The sequence below is a fragment of the Streptomyces solicamelliae genome, assembly GCF_045348655.1.
GTDB classification, from domain to species: domain Bacteria; phylum Actinomycetota; class Actinomycetes; order Streptomycetales; family Streptomycetaceae; genus Streptomyces; species Streptomyces solicamelliae.
This window is the reverse complement of sequence record NZ_CP160404.1, coordinates 1,146,017-1,162,324: the sequence shown is the minus strand read 5'-3', so window position 1 is coordinate 1,162,324 and position 16,308 is coordinate 1,146,017. Positions and strand designations below refer to the sequence as shown.

Here is a 16,308-nt window from a genome sequence, read left to right as displayed (position 1 = left end):
GACGACGATGACCGAGGCGCAGGGCACCGAGCACGACGGGTCCTCCAAGGGGGACCCGGCGGGACCGTCCGTTCCGCAGACCCGCACCGCACGCCACCGCAGGATCGTCGACATCCTCAACCGGCAGCCGGTGCGCTCGCAGAGCCAGCTGGCCAGGCTCCTCGCCGACGACGGGCTGAGCGTCACCCAGGCGACGCTCTCCCGGGACCTCGACGAGCTCGGCGCGGTGAAGATCCGCAACACCGGCGGCGAGCTGATCTACGCGGTCCCCAGCGAGGGCGGCTTCCGCACCCCGCAGGCGCCGCTCGGCGAGTCCGCCAAGGAGGAGCGGATGCGCCGGCTCTCCGGCGAACTGCTGATCTCGGCGGAGGCGTCGGCGAACCTGGTGGTGCTGCGCACCCCGCCCGGTGCGGCCCAGTTCCTCGCCTCGGCCATCGACCAGGCCGAGCTGCACGACATCCTCGGCACGATCGCGGGCGACGACACGCTGCTGCTGATCTCCCGCGACCCGGCGGGCGGCCAGGCCCTGGCCGACCATCTGCTGCGGCTGGCGCAGAACGACCGCTGATTCAGTACCGCGTGATCGCCGTCGGGCCGCCCCGCGTCCCGACGGCGATGTGCGGGCGGCGGGCCGGGTCGGCCCACTGCAGGATCCGGCGCATCGCGCCGGCCGGCACGGACACGCAACCGGCGGTCGCCCCGCGCCCGTTGACGTGCAGAAAGATCCCGGCGCCGCGGCCGCGCACCGGGCGGTCGTAGTTGAAGCCGACGACGAGCGCGTGCGCGTACTGCGTCCCGTACGAGACGAGGTGCTCGGACTCGGCGGCCCGGCAGTCGGCGGGCAGCCCCTCGACCCAGCGGTTGTACGCCTGCGAGGCATTGTCCTGGCACCACCAGGAGCGCTCGGTGACGGGCACGTACGGGTAGGAGGTCTCCGGCGGCTCGGCGATCCCGAAGGCGTACGGCAACGGGTACAACCCGGTCGGGGTGGTACTCGTCCCCTGCCGGCGGGTCGCCCCGTCGACGAGCCCGTTCGCCCCGAACCGCGCGGGCGCGGACCCGGCCGCCGCCCACCGCCCGCCCCGCCGGTCCCACCAGGTGACGGTCCCGGTGGTGGAGCCCGCGGAGGGCGCCTCGGCGGTGATCAGCTGCGTACCGCCCCCGGTGTCGGCCATGCGCGAGGGCAGCGGATCGGCAGGAGCGGCGGCGGTCAGGGCGAGGACGACGGCGCCGACGGCGAGAAGCACACGCATGGCGCGACGCTAGACCCGCCGCGGCGCCGCCGCCACGGCTACGGGGCCGGGCGGGGGAGCGGCGGCAGCGGGAGCGGCAGCCCGGGCAGCCCGTCCATGCTGGTCGCGATGTGGTCCTTCTTGGCGAAGTACGCGCTCAGCGAGTCGTCGTCCTCCCGCGCGAACCGCCTCGCGTGCAGATCGCGGTCCTCGTCGTACGACATGAACGGCACCCCGTACCCGCAGGAGTCCCGGACGACCTCGGCCCGGACGACGATGACGGCCCGCAGCCCGTGCTGCGTGACGTCGATGTCCGGGAAACGGGCCATCAGGCCCTCCCAGCGCTCGTCGTCCCGGAACACCGCCTCGCCCTTCCCGTGCACCCGCACGATGTTCGGCGGCCCCTGGAACGCGCACCACATGAGCGTGATCCGGCCGTTCTCCCTCAGGTGCGCGACGGTCTCGGCGGTGGACCCGGCGAAGTCCAGATACGCGACGGTGCGGTCGTCGACCACCGCGAACGACCCCCGCAGCCCCTTGGGCGACAGGTTCACGGTCCCGTCCCCGTCGAGCGGCGCGGTCGCCGTGAAGAACACGGGCTGCGCCTCGATGAACTCCCGCAGCCGCCCGTCGATTCGCTCATGTGTTTTCCCCATGGCCCCGATTCTGCCGTGTGGCGAGCGGAAGTGCCGAAGCGTTTCAGCGGTCGGTCAGCGGCACGCCCGCGCCTGCGGATTTCGCCGGATCCAGCGACCGCAGCAGGACCTCGCGGAGATGGGAACGGTCCCAGGCGCGGAGCACGTCGTGGTGCCGGTCGAGCAGCTCCAGCACCTCGACGGCCACCTCGGGCGGGGTAGGCCAGGCGATGTAGGCCCTGCGGGTCGCCGCGAGGGCCGCCCGCGCGCGCAGCCTCGGATGCGGATCCTCCAGCATCCGCATCAAACCGAGCATCCGGTGGGAGCTGTAGCCCAGTGACAGCAGGCGCAGGGCCGCGGCCCGTTGCGGGTAGGGCCGTTCCGGCGCGATCCGGGCCAGCAACTCGTCCCCCGGCAGGGAGTACGCGTGCTCGGAGAGTGACCGCGTCACCTCGTGGACGACCGCTGCCGACGGGTCGTCGAGGAGTGGCAGCACCCGCTGCCAGCCCTTGGGGTCCAGGGTGCGCAGCCCGGCGACCGCCGAGGCGCGGACCCTGGCGACCGGATGGGTCGTCAGCTCCCTGAGCAGAGGCAGGTCCTCGTCCGTGCGCTCCGCGCACTCGGCGAGGCCGACGGGCGCGTAAGGCCGGCGGGCCGCGTCCGCGCATTGTGCGCGGCAGAGGTCGGCGGGGTGGCCGCCGGAGGCGCGTACCGCTTCGCGGGCGGCGGCGCGCACCGTCCCGGAGCGGTCGGCGAGGTACGGCTCCGCGTCGGTGAGGGCGGCGACCGCCGCGGCGCGGGTCTCGGGCCACTTGGAGGTCAGCAGGACGGAGAGGTGGGCCGGGTCGGGGTCCGGGACGTCGGCCACTGCCGCCAGGCACATGCCGCGTACCAGCCGGTCGGGGTCGGCCGCCGCGGTCCACGCGGCCCGCTCGGCCGGCAGGAGACCGCCGTCCAGCGCCGCCCGGTGGGCGAACCGGCGGGTGACCGGATCGGGCGCGTCGAGCAGGACCTCCCGCACGCGTGCGTCGGAGAACGCCTCCGCCAGCAACGCGTGGGCCGCCTCCCCCTCCCGCCGCTTCTCCACGGCCAGCACCGCGGCGGCGGTGGCGGCCAGGGCACCGGCGGGCAGCGGCCCGCGCAGCGCGTCCCGCAGCAGCCTCCGGGCCCGCGCCCGTACGGGCTTCACCCAGTCCGCGCACCGCACCGCGACCAGGGGCAGCACCCGGGCCAGTTCGTCGCGCGGAAGCGCCGCGGCCTGCCGCAGCGCCGCCCGCCGGTCCGCCCGCGAGGCGGCACACAGCGCCCCACCGAGCCCGCCGGGCGCGACGGCCCCGCCCTCCGCCCGGACCTCCCGGTCGTACCGGACCCACACCGCCGGCGGGTCCGCCAGGTGCGGCAGGCCCGCGGACATCTCACTCACCTCGCGTCGCACGGCGACGTCTCCCCTCTGCGGCCCGCCAGTCGTACAGGCGCTCCTGGTTCGCTTCGGCGAGGGCGCGGACCTCGTCCGCGTAGGGGCCCTCCGCGGCCTTTCCGTCCCACGGCACCCGCGTCCCCCTGCCCGCGGGCGGCCGCGCGCACCGCCCGAAACGGGTCATCCACCAGACGCAGCGCGGCGAGCAGGGCCTCCGGCTCGTAGCGGTGCTCGGCGGTGGTGGTGCCGTCGGAGCCCCAGTGCGGGGCGGTGTCCCAGTCGGCGACCTCCCGTCCGTCGACCCAGTGGAAGCCGATGCTGAGCCGCAGGCTGCTCCTCCACCCCATGACGCGCGACAGCGAGCCGGAGCGCACGTCCGCGTCGAGCCGTACCCAGTCCTCGGCCCGCCCGGCGCCCACGGCCGAGGCCGTGCCCTTTCCGCGCAGCAGGCGTTCGCCGGGCGTGGGGTACTGGGTGGGAAGGAGGCGGTGGATCGTCACGAGCCGGACTGTAGCGGCGCGGCCGATCACCCCACCCGCGATTTTCCGCCGCCCACACCCCTCGATTGACGAATCATGCAGAGCAATGCATACTCATGCATCAACAGGCTTCAGTTACGGCCAGGAGGAGCGCAGCAGTGAGCAGCAACAACGGTGACGTCCGGCTCTGGGGCGGTCGGTTCGCGGATGGGCCGGCCGAGGCCCTGGCGAAGCTGTCCGCCTCGGTGCACTTCGACTGGCGCCTCGCGCCGTACGACATCGCCGGCTCCCGTGCCCACGCCCGCGTGCTGCACAAGGCGGGACTGCTCACCGAGGACGAGCTGGCGCGGATGCTCGACGGACTCGACCGGCTGGAGGCCGACGTCGTCTCCGGCGAGTTCACCGGGACCATCGCCGACGAGGACGTGCACACCGCTCTGGAGCGGGGGCTGCTCGAGCGGCTCGGCCCCGACCTCGGCGGGAAGCTGCGTGCCGGACGGTCCCGGAACGACCAGGTCGCCACGCTGTTCCGGATGTACCTGCGGGACCACGCCCGCATCATCGGTGGCCTGATCGCCGACCTCCAGGACGCCCTCGTCGGCCTCGCCGAGGCGCACCCGGACGTCGCCATGCCGGGCCGTACCCACCTTCAGCACGCCCAGCCGGTGCTCTTCGCCCACCATGTGCTGGCCCACGTCCAGTCGCTGTCCCGGGACGGCGAGCGGCTGCGCCAGTGGGACACCCGGACCGCGGTCTCCCCGTACGGCTCGGGCGCCCTCGCCGGCTCCTCGCTCGGGCTCGACCCGGAGGCCGTCGCCAAGGACCTCGGCTTCGAGCGCGGCTCGGCGGGCAACTCCATCGACGGCACCGCCTCGCGCGACTTCGTCGCCGAGTTCGCCTTCATCACCGCGATGATCGGGGTCAACCTGTCCCGGATCGCCGAGGAGATCATCATCTGGAACACGAAGGAGTTCTCCTTCGTGACCCTGCACGACGCCTTCTCCACCGGCTCCTCGATCATGCCGCAGAAGAAGAACCCGGACATCGCCGAGCTCGCCCGCGGCAAGTCCGGCCGGCTCATCGGCAACCTGACCGGGCTGCTCGCCACCCTCAAGGCCCTGCCGCTGGCCTACAACCGGGACCTCCAGGAGGACAAGGAGCCGGTCTTCGACTCCTGCGACCAGCTCGAGGTCCTGCTGCCGGCCTTCACCGGCATGATGGCCACCCTCACCGTCCACCGGGAGCGCATGGAGGAGCTGGCCCCGGCCGGCTTCTCGCTCGCCACCGACATCGCCGAGTGGCTGGTCCGGCAGGGCGTGCCGTTCCGTGTCGCGCACGAGGTCGCCGGCGAGTGCGTGAAGGTCGCGGAGGGGGAGGGCAAGGAGCTCGACGAGCTCACGGACGAGCAGTTCGTGAAGATCTCCGAGCACCTCACCCCCGAGGTCCGCTCCGTCCTCAACGTCCCCGGCGCCCTCGCCTCCCGCAACGGCCGCGGCGGCACCGCGCCCTCCGCCGTCGCCGCCCAGCTCGTCGAGGTCAAGGCCGACCTGGTCATTCAGCACGCCTGGGCGGACGCCAAGAAGTAACCGCAGTACGTCACGTCACAGCGCCGCCGCCCAGTCCGCGAGCGCGTCGAAGTCCGGCCGGAGCAGACCGAGCCGGGGGTCGATGTGCAGCAGCAGGGCGGCGGCGAGGTGGTTCTGCTCCACGTACTCGTGGTCGTACGACGTGATGTCGTCGTCCACCCACGCGAACGGCCGCCCCGCCGCGTACTCGAGGATGTACTGGGTCTTCCAGAACGTCCCGCGCGGGGCGGCCCCGTGCATCTTCGGCCAGTCGATGAACGGCAGCTCCGGCAGCCCCAGATGAGGCCCGATCCAGTCGTTCGCCTCATCCTTCCAGGTCGTCGCCCAGACCAGCTCGTACTGCTCCGCCAGCTCCCGCAGCTCCGCCCCGTGGTCAGGGTTCAGCCAGACCCGCAGCGGCTTGCCGTCGAACCAGCCGGACGGACGCATCCGGTGCGTCGTGTACCCCTCCGGCCGCCGCTCGGCCTGCGCCGCGTACGGATTCAGCGGCCCGTCGACGTCGATCAGCAGCAAGGGCTTCATGGGCATGGACATGGTCATGCGTGCAGCATCCCGCTTCCGCCTCGGTGAGGCATCTCTATTTCAGATGAGACATTCATGTCTCATTTCGTGTATCGTTGTCTCATGGCAGTCGACCGCACCCAGGTACTCCGTTCCGCCGCCGCCACGCTCAGCCTCAGAGCGACCGCCACCCTGGACGACGTCGCCCGGGCCGCCGGCATCGGACGCGCCACGCTGCACCGGCTCTTCGCCGGGCGCGAGGCGCTGATCCGCGCGCTCGAGGAGATGGCCCTGGAGGAACTGGACGCCGCCTTCGACGGCGCGGCCCTCGACGAGGGCCCCGCGGACGAGGCCGTACGCCGGCTCGTCGCCGGGGTGGAGCCGATCGCTCCGCTGCTGTCGTTCCTCGTCACCGAGAACCAGCTGTTCGAGGGGGAGGGCCAGCACGAGGGCTGGGCCCGGCTCGACGCCCGCGTCTCCGCGCTCTTCCGGCGCGGTCAGGAGGAGGGCGTCTTCCGGATCGACCTGACGCCCGCCTGGCTCACCGAGGCCTTCTACGGGCTCGTCGGGAGCGGGGCGTGGGCCGTGATGGACGGGCGGGTGGCCGCCAAGGACTTCCAATTCATGATCGTCGAGCTGCTGCTCGGCGGAGCGCGCAGGAGCGTGGAGCAATGACCGTGACCGACCGGCACCAGGGACACGCCGAGGTGAGCCGACGGCCGGGCCGCTGGCTCGCCCTCGCGGTACTCGTCCTGGCCGTGCTGCTGGTGGCCGTGGACGCCACCGTGCTCGGCCTCGCGACGCCCTTCCTCTCCGAGGACCTCAAGCCGTCCGGTACCCAGCTGCTGTGGATCGGCGACGTCTACTCCTTCGTCATCGCCGGTCTGCTGGTCTCCATGGGCAGCCTCGGCGACCGCATCGGCCGCAAGAAGCTCCTGCTCACCGGCGCCGTCGCGTTCGGCGCCGTCTCCGTGCTGAACGCCTACGCCACCAGCCCGGAGATGATGATCGCGGCCCGCGCCCTGCTCGGCGTGGCCGGCGCGACCCTGATGCCGTCCACCCTCGCGCTGATCCGCAACCTCTTCCACGACCCGCGCGAGCGCAGCCTCGCCGTCGGCATCTGGGGCGCGATGGCCTCCGCCGGCGCGGCCGTCGGCCCGGTCGTCGGCGGCTTCCTGCTCGAACACTTCTGGTGGGGCTCGGTCTTCCTCATCAACCTGCCGGTCATGGCGGTCCTCGTCGTCGTCGGCTACAAGCTGATCCCCGAGTCGAAGAACCCGGCCCCGGGCCCCTGGGACCTGCCCAGCGTCGGCCTGTCCCTGGTCGGCATGATCGGCGTCGTGTACGCGATCAAGGAGATCGCCGCGCACGGTCCCACCGTCGACGTGGCCGTCGCCGTGCTCGCCGGTGCCGGCGCGCTGACCTGGTTCGTCCGCCGTCAGCTCACCCTGCCGGCGCCGCTGCTCGACATGCGGCTGTTCCGCAACCGCGGCTTCTCCGCCGCCGTCGTCGCCGATCTGCTGACCATCCTGGGCCTGTCCGGACTGATCTTCTTCCTGTCCCAGTTCCTGCAACTGGTCCAGGGACGACAGCCGTTGGAGGCCGGTCTGGCCGAACTCCCGGCGGCCGTCGGCGCGGTGACGGCCGGTCTGATCGCCGGTTCCGCCGCCCGCCGCTGGTCGGTGCGGTCCGTGGTGGCCGGCGGCCTCGCCGCGGTCGGTCTGTCGCTGGCCGTGCTGACCACTCTGGACAGCCACAGCGGCTACCCGCTGCTGGGCGCCAGCCTGCTCGTCGTCGGCGTCGGCGCGGGGTTCGCGTTCACGGTCACGGCCGACGTGATCCTGGGCGGCGTGCCCAAGGAGCAGGCCGGTGCGGCCTCCGCGGTCTCCGAGACCGCGTACGAACTGGGCGCGGCGCTCGGCATCGCGCTGCTCGGCTCGATCGTCACCGGCGTGTACCAGGGCTTCGTCACCCCGGCGGGCGTCCCGGACGGCGCCGCCGCGGCGGCCCACGACTCGCTCGGCGGCGCGGTCGAGGCGTCCGCGGACCTGGCCCCGGAGACGGCCGCGGCCCTGGTCGCCACGGCCCAGGACGCCTTCGTCGACGGCCTGCGCATAGCCGCCGGAATCGGTGCGACGGTCCTCCTGGCGACGGCGGTGGCGGCGTGGTTCCTGCTGAAGGGCCAGAAGCTGGCGGACGGCGTCGAGCACTGACGCCGCCGGACGCCGAGGACGCCCACGACGCACCGCACGCACCGGACGCACCAGACGCACCGGACGTGAGAAGCGCCCCCGTACAGCAGTGCGGGGGCGCTTCTCACGTCGCTCGTCGAGGCGCTACGCCGCCTTCGCCTTGGTGGCGTACATGTCCACGTACTCCTGCCCCGACAGCCGCATCACCTCGGCCATCACCGAGTCCGTCACCGCGCGCAGCACGTACCGGTCGCGGTCCATGCCCTCGTAGCGGGAGAACTCCATCGGCTCGCCGAAGCGGACCGTCACCCGGCCCGGCCGCGGCATGCCCGCGCCGCCCGGCTGGATCTTGTCCGTGCCGATCATCGCGAACGGCACCACCGGCGCGCCGGTCATCAGCGTCAGCCGGGCGATGCCGGTACGGCCCCGGTACAGCCGGCCGTCGGGGGAGCGGGTGCCCTCCGGGTAGATCGCGAACGCCTTGCCCTCCTCCAGGACCCGGCTGCCGGTCATCAGCGCGGCGACGCCGCCGCGGCCGCCGTCGCGGTCCACCGGGATCATGCCGACGCCGGTGAAGAACCAGGCCATCAGCCTGCCCTTGAGGCCCTTGCCCGTCACGTACTCGTCCTTGCCGATGAAGTACACCGGGCGGTCCGTGCACAGCGGCATGATCATCGAGTCGATGAACGTCAGATGGTTTCCGGCCAGGATCACCGGTCCCGTGCCCGGGATGTTCTCCGCGCCCTCCACGCGTGGGCGGAACATCAGACGCAGGATCGGTCCGAGCACTGCCTTGATGAGCGCGAGACGGGACAACGGTTCCTCCGGTGTCGGGGACGGCATGCGGGCGGCGGGCTGGGAACTGCGGCGTGCGAAGTGCAGGTGAGGACGATACTCGCGGGTCATACGGATCCGCACATCGGGTTCACGGAGCGGCAACGCGGCGTTGACGCGATTTTGCGCCCCGTTCTCCCGACGTCTGCCGCCCGGAAGGCGGCCCCGCCTACGGTCGGAGCGCCCGATTGACAGGTGCGGGACATCGACACGACAGCGGCAGAAGGAGCCTTCATGACCCAGGGTTCGCGTACAAACCCGGCCCGGCGGACCGTCCTCGGCGCGGCGGGAGCGGCCGTCCTCGGCTCCGCGGCCCTCGGTACGGCGGAGGCGCAGGCCGCCGGCGGACCGGCAGCGGACCGCACGGCCGGCCGGGGCCACCGCGCCCTGCCCGTCCCCACCGTCATCGCCCACCGCGGCGCCAGCGGCTACCGCCCCGAGCACACCCTGGGCTCGTACCAGCTCGGGCTCGACCTCGGCGCGCACGTGGTCGAGCAGGACCTCGTCCCCACCAGGGACGGGCACCTGGTGTGCCGCCACGAGAACGACATCACCGGCACCACCGACGTCGCGGACCACCCCGAGTTCGCCTCCCTGCGCACCACCAAGACCGTCGACGGGGTCTCCCTCACCGGCTGGTTCACCGAGGACTTCACCCTCGCCGAGCTGAAGACACTGCGGGCCAAGGAGCGCATTCCCGGCACCCGCCAGGAGAACACCCTCTACGACGGCCGCTGGGAGATCCCCACCTTCGAGGAGGTGCTGCGCTGGGCCGAGCGGGAGGGCCGCCGCCGCGGCCGCGAGGTGTGGCTGCACGTCGAGACCAAGCACCCCACGTACTTCCGCGGCCTCGGCCTCGGCCTGGAGGAGCGGCTCGCGAAGCTGCTGCGCCGCTACGGCCGGCACCGGGCGAACTCCCCGGTCTTCCTGCAGTCCTTCGAGCCCAGCAGCATCGAGCGCCTGGCGAAGCTGGTCGACTCCCCGCGGGTGGTCCTGCTGTCCGGCGCGAGCAGCCGCCCCTGGGACTTCGTCCAGGCGGGTGATCCGCGCACCGTCGCCGACCTGGTCAAGCCCGAGGGCCTGGCGTGGATCGCCTCGTACGCGCAGGGCATCGGCCCGACCCTGGACCTGGTCATCCCGCGCGACGCCACCGGCAGGCTGGGCGCCCCGACGACGCTCGTCCGCGACGCGCACGCGCAGGGCCTGATCCTGCACCCGTACACGCACCGCAACGAGAACGGCTTCCTGCCCGCCGAGTACCGCCGGGGCACCGACCCGAACGCGTACGGCGACGCCTTCGGCGCCCTGAAGACCTACCTGGCCACCGGGATCGACGGCATCTTCTCCGACAACCCCGACACGGCCCTGCTCGCCGTGGCCGACGCCGAGAAGAACTGACCGCCGGCGACGGGCGGTGCACCCGACCGGGTGGTTGGCGCGACGGCGCGCAACCGCCCCCGGGCCGCCGCCCGTCGTGCCCGGCATGACGACTGACGAACCCCCCGCCCCCGAGCGGGCCCCGCGCCTGGTCGCCGAACTCGCCCCGCTGCTCGCCGCCGAGTCGCACGCCGAGGCCGCCGGCGCCGGCATCGAACCCGGCGACCTCGAACAGGCCGTCTGGCTCCGCCTCCTGGAGCGCCTGCACGACGACGACGCCCCCGACCGCCCCGCCGACTGGCTGCGCCGCGCCGTCCGCGACGAGGCCCGCCGGGCCCGCCGCACCGCGGGCCGGGAGCGCGGCTACCCCCGCGAGCCGGCCGCGCCGCACGGCGCGCCCGGCGCCCCGGAGCGCTCCGCGCTCGTCGCCGAACGCCGCCGGGCGCTGCGCGCCGCGGTGCGCCGTACGCCGGGCCAGTGCCCCCGGGTCCTGACTGCGATGCTGTCGCCCGAGGACCCCACGTACCGCGAAATCGCAGGGGAGTTGGGTATCTCACAAGGCAGTCTGGGGCCGATGCGTTCCCGCTGCCTGGGATGCCTGCGCAGAATGCTGGCTGCAGAGGTTCCCGCCGCCGCCCTCCGGGGAAAGGAGCGGGAGACCGGCCGGAAGACCAGGTGAGCGGAAGGCAGCGCACATGGGCATGAGTGTGACGATCTCGGCGGCGACCGCACAGGACGCCGAGCAGATACTGAAGCTGCAGTACCTCTGCTACCAGAGCGAGGCGGAGCTGTACGGCGACTGGCGCATCGAACCGCTCACCCAGACCCTCGGGGACCTGCGGGCCGAACTGGAGCGGGGCCACGGCCTGGTGGCCCGGCTCGGCGACGAGGTGGTCGCGTCGGTCCGCGCCGAGGCGGACGAGGCCGGCACCGTGCACATCGCCAAGCTGATCGTCCATCCGCGGCTGCGCCGGCACGGCCTCGGCGGCCGGCTCCTCGACGCCATCGAGCAGCACTACGCGGCCGGCGCCCGGCCCGCCGCCAAGCGCTACCAGCTGTTCACAGGTCACCGCAGCGACGGCAACCTGCGTCTCTACCGCAGCCGCGGGTACGAGCAGATCGGCACCCGCGAGGTCGGCCCGCGGCTCACCCTGGTCACCCTGGAGAAGGCTGCCTGACTCAGGCCGTGCGCGTCCCGCGTGACCGGCGCAGCCAGAGGATGCCGGTCACCGGGAGCAGCACCGGGATGAAGACGTAGCCGTAGCCGAAGTCCGACCAGACCGTGGCGTCCGGGAACGCCGCCGGGTCGAGCAGCGTCCAGGTGCCCACGACCAGGACGCCCGCGAGCTCGGCGGCGCAGCACACCAGCGCCGCCCTGCGGGCCCGCTCGCCGCCCCGGACCAGTGTGTACGTGATGAAGACGTACACCACGGCGGCCACCGCCGACAGCGAGTACGCGAGCGGGGCGTGTTCGAACTCGGTGGAGATCTGCACGATCGAGCGCGAGACCGCGCCCACCGACATCACCCCGTACAGCCAGACCAGCAGCATGCCCGGGCCCTTGACGAGCCGGGTCCGCCCGCCGGGCTCCTCGGTCTGCGCGTCCGTCGCCGTCATCGTCAGCCCACCGTCCAGATGTCGAACAGACGCACCTCGAGGACCGCGAGCACCACCGCTCCCGCGGCCACCGTCGCCGAGCCCCAGCGGCTGCGCTCCGCCAGTGACATGAAGCCCGCCGCGGGGACCGCGCACAGCGAGCCCAGCAGGTACGCCACGAAGATCACCGTGCCCTCGTCGGCCTCCTGGCCGCGGGCCAGCTGTACGACCCCGACCACCAGCTGGACCAGGGCGAGCACCGTCACCACGGCCATGCCGATGAAGTGCCAGTCCTTGGTCGGCTGGTCGCGGTACGCGGCGAAGCCGCACCAGGCGGCGAGGGCGAGCGCGGCCACGGAGACCGCGACCGTCAGGGCGTCAAGCATGCGCCCGAGCGTATTACGCGGCGAGGGGGCCGCCGTCCCCGGCCCCGCTCCGGCCCGGCTCCCGCCCCGCCCCAGGCCGCCGGGGCGCGCGCCGGGGGTGGCCTTGGCCACACGAGGCGCCCCGCGGGCACCCCGCGGAGGACCGCGCGCGGGCCGTGTTCGGCCAGGCAGGGAGCGGAATGAGTCCCTCCGCCACTGTCCCGCCGCCCTCCGCCGTGTCCGCCTGGCGTCCCACGGGCGTCCGCTATTCGGACATCGCGCTTCCGTTCGGTAAGCACCGTGCTTTACTTGCAGCCATGACCACGACGAGCGAACGCAGCCCTGCGACCGAGGCGAACATGACGCCCGGTGCTCGTTGTATGTGTCGAATGTGCGCCAACTGAGGGCCCCCGTCTGAGACTCGCGCCCCGAAGCGAGCCCCCACGGCCGAACCCGTCCGAGTGCCCCCGGCACCGGAACGAGGCTGCCCCCGCGCACCCCCGCGCCTGACTGTCCCCTTGCGAATGCCCGTGCCCGGCGGAACCAAGCGCCGCGCACTCGACAGTACGGAAACCCCTGTGATCACCACTACGGGCCTCACCAAGGTCTACGAGTCACGAGGCCGCCAGGTCACCGCTCTGGACGGCGTCGACCTCCACGTCCGGGAGGGCGAGGTCTTCGGCGTGATCGGCCAGAGCGGCGCCGGCAAGTCCTCCCTGATCCGCTGCGTCAACCTCCTCGAACGCCCCACCTCCGGCACCGTGACCGTCGACGGGGTCGACCTCACCGCCCTCGCCGGCCGCGGCCGCCGGGCGGGTGCCGAACTGCGCCGGGCGCGCACCGGCATCGGCATGGTCTTCCAGCACTTCAACCTGCTGTCCTCGCGCACCGTGCAGGACAACATCGAGCTCCCGCTGGAGATCCTCGGCGTCTCCGGCGCCGAGCGCAGCCGCCGCGCCCTGGAGCTGCTCGACCTCGTCGGCCTCGCCGACAAGGCCAAGGCGTACCCCGGCCAGCTCTCCGGCGGCCAGAAGCAGCGCGTCGGCATCGCCCGCGCCCTCGCCGGCAACCCCAAGGTGCTGCTCTCCGACGAGGCCACCAGCGCCCTCGACCCCGAGACCACCCGCTCCATCCTCCAGCTGCTGCGCGACCTCAACCGGCAGCTCGGCCTCACCGTCCTGCTCATCACGCACGAGATGGAGGTCGTCAAGACGATCTGCGACTCCGCCGCGCTGATGCAGAAGGGCCGCATCGTCGAGTCCGGCACCGTCAGCGAACTGCTCGCCACCCCGGGCTCCGAGCTGGCCACCGAGCTCTTCCCGCTCAGCGGCGCCGCCACCGGCCCCGAGCGGACCGTCGTCGACGTCACCTTCCACGGCGAGGCCGCCACCCAGCCGGTCATCTCCCAGCTGGCCCGCACCTACAACATCGACATCTCGATCCTCGGCGCCGCGATGGACACCGTCTCCGGCAAGCAGATCGGCCGCATGCGCATCGAGCTGCCCGGCCGGTACGAGGACAACGTCGTCCCCGTCGGCTTCCTGCGCGAGCAGGGACTCCAGGTCGACGTCGTCGACGCGGCCCCGGCCGCCGTGCCCGTACAGAACCCCGCGCCGGTGAAGGAAGTCGCCAAGTGACCTGGTCCGAAATGCAGCCGCTGCTCGAGCAGGGCACGATCGACACCCTCTACATGGTGCTGTGGGCCACGGTCGTCTCCGTGCTCGGCGGACTGCCGCTCGGCATCCTCCTCGTCCTCACCGACAAGGGCGGACTGCTCCAGAACACGGCGGTCAACAAGGTCACCGGCGTCATCGTGAACATCGGCCGCTCGCTGCCGTTCATCATCCTGCTGATCGCCCTGATCCCCTTCACCACCTTCGTCGTCGGCACCTTCATCGGCCCGACCGCGATGATCGTCCCGCTCGCCATCGGCGCCATCCCGTTCTTCGCGCGCCTCGTCGAGACCGCGATCCGCGAGGTCGACCACGGACTGGTCGAAGCCGTCCAGTCCATGGGCGGCTCGGTGCCCACCATCATCCGCAAGGTCCTGCTCCCGCAGGCCCTGCCCTCCCTCGTCTCCGCCGTCACCACCACCGTGATCGTGCTCGTCGGCTACTCGGCCATGGCCGGCGCGGTCGGCGGCGAGGGCCTCGGCTCCAAGGCCATCACCTACGGCTACCAGCGCTTCGACACCCAGTTCATGCTCGTCACCGTCGTCGTCCTGATCGCCATCGTGACCGTGGTCCAGCTGGTCGGAGACGGCGTCGTCCGGCTCCTGGCCCGCCGCGGCCGCACCGCGTAGGTCCCCGACCTTTTCTCCACCCACAGCCCGCACTTGTCGTGCTCGGGCGAAGTCCGCACCACCAGAAAGAGGCACTCTTCGTGCGTAAGAACACCAAGCTCACCGCCGCTGCCGCCGCCACCGCCGCACTCGCCCTGGGCCTCACCGCCTGCGGCACGTCCTCCGACCCCGTCGCCAAGGGGGAGGGCAAGGCCGACGCGTCGAAGCCGCTCGTCGTCGCCGCGTCCCCGACGCCGCACGCCGACATCCTGAACTTCGTCAAGGACAAGCTGGCCGACAAGGCCGGACTGAAGCTGGAAGTGCGGGAGTTCACCGACTACGTCCTGCCGAACACGGCCACCGAGTCCGGCCAGGTCGACGCCAACTACTTCCAGCACAAGCCGTACCTCGACGACTTCAACAAGAAGAACAACACCCACATCGTCCCGGTGGCCAACGTCCACCTGGAGCCCCTCGGCCTCTACTCCAAGAAGGTCAAGGACATCAAGGACCTCAAGCCCGGCCAGACCGTGGCCGTGCCCAACGACACCACCAACGAGGGCCGCGCGCTCCAGCTGCTCGCCGCCAACGGCGTGATCACCCTGAAGGACGGTGTCGGCACCGACGCCAAGCTCTCCGACATCACCGACAAGAAGGGCCTGGAGTTCAAGGAGCTGGAGGCCGCCACCGTGCCCCGCGCCCTGAACGACGTCGACGCCGCCGTCATCAACGGCAACTACGCCATCGAGGCCAAGCTGAAGCCCGCCACCGACGCGCTCGTCCTGGAGAAGGCCGAGGGCAACCCGTACGCCAACTTCCTCGCCGTCAAGGAAGGCAGCGAGAAGGACCCGCGGGTCACCAAGCTCGTCGAGCTGCTCAACTCCCCCGAGGTGAAGAAGTACATCGAGGACACCTACACGGGCTCGGTCGTCGCGGCCTTCGGCGCCCCGGCCAAGTAACCGCCCCCGCATGCGACGTGCCGTCAGACGGCGCGCGCAGTAGTGTCCTTGTCGACGAAGGCCCCGCGCATCCCGTCCGGTGCGCGGGGCCTTCGCCGCGACCCACCCGGCCCTGCACACCGTCAGCTTCATGCTGCATGCTGTGCGTTCACGCTGTCTTCCGACGGTTCTTCGGCATGGAGCTGCGCATGACTACCACCTTTCCGGACATGTCCATCAGCACGGACCGGCTGGTGCTGCGCCCGTACGAAGACGCCGACATCCCCGCGTTCACCGAGATGATGAACGACGAACTGGTCACCGCCTGGACCTCCGTTCCGCATCCGTACACCCGCTCCGACGCCGAGGACTGGGTGCGCAGGATCGCTCCTGCAGAGCGAACCGAAGGACGCGGCATCGTCTTCGCCGTCACCGAGTTCCTGACCCAGCGGCTGGTCGGCACCGTCCATCTGCACCACACCAACTGGCGCACCGGAGCCACCGAGGTCGCCTACGTCACCGCCCCCTGGGCCCGCGGCGAGGGCTACGCCACCGAGTCCGTCCTCGCCGTCGCCCAGTGGCTGTTCCGCGACCGCGGCTTCGAGCGCCTGGAGCTGCGCACCGCCGCCGACAACACGGCCTCCCAGCAGGTGGCCCAGAAGATCGGCTGCATCAGCGAGGGCGTCCTGCGCAACGCCTGGATCGTGCGCCACCAGACCGACAGCGGCGAGTGGACCGACCTCCGGACCGACCTCATCGTGTGGAGCCTGCTCCCCGAGGACCTCGAGGGCGTCGCCGACCAGATGGCCGACGCCGGGTACTCGTCCTTCGCCGACTGGAGCTGACAGAGCCGCCCCGGTCCGGTCCGCTCCGTC

The 16,308-nt window shown here is 72.2% G+C and carries 19 protein-coding genes; 11 read left to right on the top strand and 8 right to left on the bottom strand.

All coding sequences use genetic code 11. The annotated features are described in order from the left end of the window. Window positions 1-7: 7 nt before the first annotated feature. Window positions 8-568 (top strand): arginine repressor, encoded by a 561-nt coding sequence (locus tag ABZO31_RS05375; RefSeq protein WP_406859809.1) that lies wholly within the window; start codon window positions 8-10, stop codon window positions 566-568. 1 nt (window position 569) lies between these two features. On the opposite strand, the gene ABZO31_RS05370 is transcribed toward ABZO31_RS05375, so the two are convergent. Genes ABZO31_RS05370 through ABZO31_RS05355 form a run of 4 tightly spaced genes read right to left on the bottom strand, consistent with a single transcriptional unit; the run spans window position 570 to window position 3,784 of the window. Then, a complete protein-coding gene (locus ABZO31_RS05370; protein ID WP_406859808.1) occupies window positions 570-1,253 on the bottom strand; it encodes a L,D-transpeptidase family protein in 684 nt (227 codons plus the stop codon). A gap of 38 nt (window positions 1,254-1,291) precedes the next feature. Beyond that, on the bottom strand, window positions 1,292-1,888 hold the full coding sequence (locus ABZO31_RS05365) for a pyridoxamine 5'-phosphate oxidase family protein (RefSeq protein WP_406859807.1): 597 nt from the start codon (window positions 1,886-1,888) through the stop codon (window positions 1,292-1,294). Window positions 1,889-1,931: 43 nt separating this feature from the next. Beyond that, entirely contained in the window at window positions 1,932-3,281 is a 1,350-nt protein-coding gene (locus ABZO31_RS05360) for a hypothetical protein (RefSeq protein WP_406859806.1), read from the bottom strand. A 5-nt stretch (window positions 3,282-3,286) separates the two neighbouring features. Beyond that, on the bottom strand, window positions 3,287-3,784 hold the full coding sequence (locus ABZO31_RS05355) for a hypothetical protein (protein WP_406859804.1): 498 nt from the start codon (window positions 3,782-3,784) through the stop codon (window positions 3,287-3,289). 137 nt (window positions 3,785-3,921) lie between these two features. On the opposite strand from ABZO31_RS05355, the gene argH reads away from it, so the two are divergent. Beyond that, a complete protein-coding gene (argH, locus tag ABZO31_RS05350; RefSeq protein WP_406859803.1) occupies window positions 3,922-5,349 on the top strand; it encodes an argininosuccinate lyase in 1,428 nt (475 codons plus the stop codon). A gap of 15 nt (window positions 5,350-5,364) precedes the next feature. On the opposite strand, the gene ABZO31_RS05345 is transcribed toward argH, so the two are convergent. Beyond that, window positions 5,365-5,871, bottom strand: a complete 507-nt coding sequence (locus ABZO31_RS05345; RefSeq protein ID WP_406865260.1) for an HAD domain-containing protein — start codon at window positions 5,869-5,871, stop codon at window positions 5,365-5,367. 102 nt (window positions 5,872-5,973) lie between these two features. Here ABZO31_RS05345 and ABZO31_RS05340 point away from each other — a divergent pair, with 102 nt between their 5' ends. Then, a complete protein-coding gene (locus ABZO31_RS05340; RefSeq protein ID WP_406859801.1) occupies window positions 5,974-6,525 on the top strand; it encodes a TetR/AcrR family transcriptional regulator in 552 nt (183 codons plus the stop codon). Further along, window positions 6,522-8,063 (top strand): MFS transporter, encoded by a 1,542-nt coding sequence (locus tag ABZO31_RS05335; RefSeq protein WP_406859799.1) that lies wholly within the window; start codon window positions 6,522-6,524, stop codon window positions 8,061-8,063. The genes ABZO31_RS05340 and ABZO31_RS05335 overlap by 4 nt, the downstream gene beginning before the upstream one ends. 123 nt (window positions 8,064-8,186) lie before the next feature. Here ABZO31_RS05335 and ABZO31_RS05330 read toward each other — a convergent pair whose 3' ends face one another. Beyond that, a complete protein-coding gene (locus ABZO31_RS05330) occupies window positions 8,187-8,858 on the bottom strand; it encodes a lysophospholipid acyltransferase family protein (protein WP_406859798.1) in 672 nt (223 codons plus the stop codon). Window positions 8,859-9,110: 252 nt separating this feature from the next. Here ABZO31_RS05330 and ABZO31_RS05325 point away from each other — a divergent pair, with 252 nt between their 5' ends. From ABZO31_RS05325 to ABZO31_RS05315, 3 genes are all read left to right on the top strand, one after another. Continuing rightward, window positions 9,111-10,274 carry a glycerophosphodiester phosphodiesterase gene (locus ABZO31_RS05325; RefSeq protein ID WP_406859797.1) on the top strand — a complete coding sequence of 388 codons (1,164 nt, stop codon included), beginning with the start codon at window positions 9,111-9,113 and terminating at the stop codon, window positions 10,272-10,274. An 85-nt stretch (window positions 10,275-10,359) separates the two neighbouring features. Beyond that, window positions 10,360-10,932 carry a sigma-70 family RNA polymerase sigma factor gene (locus ABZO31_RS05320; protein ID WP_406859796.1) on the top strand — a complete coding sequence of 191 codons (573 nt, stop codon included), beginning with the start codon at window positions 10,360-10,362 and terminating at the stop codon, window positions 10,930-10,932. A 16-nt stretch (window positions 10,933-10,948) separates the two neighbouring features. Next, window positions 10,949-11,431: a GNAT family N-acetyltransferase gene (locus ABZO31_RS05315; protein ID WP_406859794.1), complete on the top strand. Its 483-nt coding sequence runs from the start codon at window positions 10,949-10,951 to the stop codon at window positions 11,429-11,431. Between the two features lies 1 nt (window position 11,432). Here ABZO31_RS05315 and ABZO31_RS05310 read toward each other — a convergent pair whose 3' ends face one another. Both ABZO31_RS05310 and ABZO31_RS05305 read right to left on the bottom strand, forming a co-directional pair. Further along, window positions 11,433-11,870, bottom strand: coding sequence for a hypothetical protein (locus ABZO31_RS05310; protein ID WP_406859793.1), 438 nt, complete (start codon window positions 11,868-11,870; stop codon window positions 11,433-11,435). Window positions 11,871-11,872: 2 nt separating this feature from the next. Further along, window positions 11,873-12,235, bottom strand: a complete 363-nt coding sequence (locus ABZO31_RS05305) for a hypothetical protein (protein ID WP_406859792.1) — start codon at window positions 12,233-12,235, stop codon at window positions 11,873-11,875. A gap of 557 nt (window positions 12,236-12,792) precedes the next feature. Between ABZO31_RS05305 and ABZO31_RS05300 the strand changes: the two genes are divergently transcribed. From ABZO31_RS05300 to ABZO31_RS05285, 4 genes are all read left to right on the top strand, one after another. Next, window positions 12,793-13,851 carry a methionine ABC transporter ATP-binding protein gene (locus ABZO31_RS05300; RefSeq protein WP_406859790.1) on the top strand — a complete coding sequence of 353 codons (1,059 nt, stop codon included), beginning with the start codon at window positions 12,793-12,795 and terminating at the stop codon, window positions 13,849-13,851. Continuing rightward, the gene (locus ABZO31_RS05295) at window positions 13,848-14,516 is read left to right on the top strand and encodes a methionine ABC transporter permease (protein WP_406859789.1); all 669 of its coding nucleotides are present in this window, start codon (window positions 13,848-13,850) and stop codon (window positions 14,514-14,516) included. Before ABZO31_RS05300 ends, ABZO31_RS05295 begins: the two co-directional genes overlap by 4 nt. Window positions 14,517-14,596: 80 nt before the next feature. Beyond that, window positions 14,597-15,454: a MetQ/NlpA family ABC transporter substrate-binding protein gene (locus ABZO31_RS05290; RefSeq protein WP_406859788.1), complete on the top strand. Its 858-nt coding sequence runs from the start codon at window positions 14,597-14,599 to the stop codon at window positions 15,452-15,454. A 137-nt stretch (window positions 15,455-15,591) separates the two neighbouring features. Next, window positions 15,592-16,278, top strand: a complete 687-nt coding sequence (locus ABZO31_RS05285; protein ID WP_406859787.1) for a GNAT family N-acetyltransferase — start codon at window positions 15,592-15,594, stop codon at window positions 16,276-16,278. The last annotated feature ends 30 nt before the right edge of the window (window positions 16,279-16,308 follow it).